Raw genomic sequence first — 3,563 nt, forward strand, 5'->3', positions numbered from 1 at the left:
TCATCTATGCGAATGACTTTGTCAATGATATTTTTAGTAATGGTTTTTTGATGTCCTAGAGCATTAGTTGTAGTAGTGCTTAATCCATTATAGCTAATAGTGCTGGTGGCAGTTTTTCCATTGTCAGCGGGCTTAGTAGTGCTGATAACTCGGCCAATGGCATCATACTCCGTGGTAACAAAATACTTTTTCTCGTCTTCAAAGTATGGCAAAGATGCTTGTTTAACCCTACCTAGGTCATCATAATAAACATCAGAGATAATCTTGCGTCCGTCAAACCCTGTGTGTTGTTCTTTAACTTTTTGGTTAAGGGCATTAAAGTAGGTGGTTTTAGGAGGAAAGCCACTTATTGTTGTAGTCATCTTGTAAATAATAGCATGTCTATAGTTACTCTCAAGGACTGTCCACCATTCATAATTAGTAGTGGTCGTTGTGCCGTCGGCTCTAGTTTCTTTGGCTTGTCTGCCGAGTACATCATACTCCCAAGTGGTCGTGAGGCCATTTGGACCTGTTAAGGTTAAAACATTGCCTGTTTTGGCATCAAAGGTTTTGGTTTCAAAATGCCCTAAAGCATTGGTAGTTTTGACTGGAAACTTACCATCAGTAGAATACTCAACGGTTGTACTTCTGCTTACAATACCACTGCCTGTTATTGTGCTTTTGGTTTTGTTACCAAAACTGTCATATTTATAAGTAGTGGTAAGAGATTTGTCAGTATTTGGACTTATGGTTTCACTTTTCAGGAGTCCGTCGCTATTATAGGTAAAGCTTGAGGTACGGGTGATACTTGGAGTGTTTATTGCACCGTGGGTTACTTTGGCAGTTTTCAATCTGCCTAAATGCCATTTAGCGCTGTCATTATCATAAGTATTTATTGTCTCTGTTGTGAACTTAATACTCATAGGATTAGTCGTAGGATACATAACTGTTGTAGTTGATGTAAGATTATTGCTTGTAGTGCCAGCACTAGCACCAGTAACAGTAGGCTTATAATGAGCAACAGAAAGACGACCAATATTGCCATACTCATCAATATTTGAATTCATTATAGCGGTGGATTTGATTAGATCACCAGAAGTAAAACCATAAACATCGTTTCGGTTTGTGTGCAGGTAAACTGAGTGGACTTTACCACTATGGCTAATGTTTTGCTTATATTGATTGATTTGTCTGTTGAGTAATTGTTTTGTACCATCACCATTATCAAGGTATTCTTCTATTGAGGAAACTTGTCCAGTATAGGGGTAATCTTGCCTATATTGAGTGCGAGTCAATTTTAGAGCGTGAGTCAGTTTAACATCATCTAAATAATCATCTCTGGCTTCAATCCAGCCAAAGCCTAAATTACCTCTGCCTTTAAGGTTGACTTTGGCATCACCATATTTGTAATAAGTAGCATCTTTCCAATTGTATAGATTGGTTGTTGTTTCAACAGATGAGACCACTAGTCTGGCATTTTGAATATCAATGTTTGGATACGCACCATTTGTACCTTTAGTATAGACGGATGGGTCAGTAAGTGATTTATAGTCAAGCCATGTAGTGGTGCCTGTACCTGTAATAATGCTTTTGAGTAGTGGTCTGCTGGTCATATTTGTCCAAGATTTGCAATCTCCTGTTGTGTCACATTTTAAGAAATCAGGCAAGCCATCACCTGATACATCAACAATACGCACACCTGTGTCAAAATTACCAGAGTCATTCCAATGAGAAATTGCCATTGGTGGTTTCCAGTTATCATTGCGTTGCCAACCTGATCCTGTGTTTATCCAAGCTTTGCAATCTCCTGTTGTGTCACATTTCAAGAAATCAGGTAAGCCTTCGCCTGTTACATCGACAATACGTACACCTTTGTCAATATTCTTAGAGCCATTCCAATGAGAAATTACCACTGGTGGCTTCCAGTTATCATTGAGCTGCCAACCTGAACCAGTATTTGTCCAGGCTTTGCAAGCTCCTACTGTGTCACATTGTAAATAATCAACCAAACCATCACCATTCACATCTAAAATACGAACGCCATAATCCCTTACAACTCCAGAATAATTACCGGTAATAGCCGTTTGGGGCTTGTAGGCATCATCACGCTTCCAACCTGTCCCTGTATTAATCCATGATTTACAATCAGTAACTGATCCTGATGATAACTCGCACTGTAAAAAATCAGGCAAGCCATCGCCTGTTACATCAACAATACGCACACCGTTGTCAATATTCTTAGTGCCATTCCAATGAGAAATTACCGTTGGTGGCTTCCAGTTATCATTGCGTTGCCAACCTGAGCCAGTGTTTATCCAAGCTTTGCACTGTCCTGCTGTGCCACATTTTAAGAAATCAGGCAAGCCATCGCCTGTTACATCAACAATACGCACACCGTTGTCAATATTCTTAGTGCCACTCATATAAGAAATTACCGCTGGCGGTTTCCAGTTATCATTGAGCTGCCAACCTGAACCAGTATTTGTCCAGGCTTTGCAAGCTCCTGCTGTGTCACATTGTAAATAATCAACCAAACCATTGCCATTCACATCTACAATACGAACGCCCTTACCGTTAATAGTCGTTTTAGGCTTGTAGGAATCATCACTCTTCCAGCCTGCCCCTGTATTAACCCATGATTTACAATCAGCAGCTGATGATGACGCACACTGCAAAAGATCAGGCAAACCATCGCCAGTTACATCAATAATACGCATCTTAGAAGAAATTGCCACTGGTGGCTTCCAAGTATTGTATCTATGCCACCTAGTGGTTTTTACATAACCGAATTTTTTCCAGCTAAATTTAATTTTTGGCAAATATTTACCACCTATATATTCTTGCAATGAAGCTAACTGAGTTCTTTTAGTGGGAGTATTGCTATATTGATATTCTAAGTTATAACTTCTTGTAAGGCTGTTTTTTGAATAAGTTGTTATTGCTTTTAAGCGTTTAGTTTGCGAATACTTAGCGCCTGCTTGGTAAGCTACAGACTTGTCTTTTCTATCTTCGTAGTTAAATCTAACTGAATTGTTGCTATAATTAATGCGACTAAGTGCATATTCGCCATTTGCATTATCTTCACTATAAACATAATTAATAGCGTTACCTGAAGCATCCGTGATTTTATTTACTGTCCAAAGCTTAACGAGACTCTTGCCTTGTACTTCAATCTTAGAATCATCCGTATTACCATACTCAAAGGTTTGTCCACTTTTGGTTTCAACCGTCCAATGATTGCCCGTGAATTTAACTCTACTAAAGCTCTCAATCTCAGTGCGATATTCTGAACCTGATTTACCATCTTGCCCACTAATGGCAATTAGGCGCTGGCCATCTAGGCAATATCTGTCATTATCATCATAACCAACCACGTCTTTCACGCCATCAGTGGCAATGGTTTTACTACAGCGATAAACGGCTGACAAACCACCTAGGCTAAATCCTATACCAAGTAATCCATTACCTGAACTAGAGTTATAATGAATTGAGAGCTCTGGTTTCATGCCACTGATACCCGGCGGCACAATAATTGGAATGGCATAGTTAGCAACGCCTTGCTCTACACTAAGTGCACCTGCTGT

The 3,563-nt window shown here is 39.6% G+C and carries 1 protein-coding gene; it reads right to left on the bottom strand.

The window, feature by feature from the left end; translation table 11 throughout:
- A partial coding sequence (locus BAZSYMA_RS03550; RefSeq protein WP_143243085.1) for a SpvB/TcaC N-terminal domain-containing protein occupies positions 1-3,563 on the bottom strand: 3,563 nt, incomplete at both ends.

Source organism: Bathymodiolus azoricus thioautotrophic gill symbiont (genome assembly GCF_001298715.1).
Taxonomy (GTDB): Bacteria; Pseudomonadota; Gammaproteobacteria; order PS1; family Pseudothioglobaceae; genus Thiodubiliella.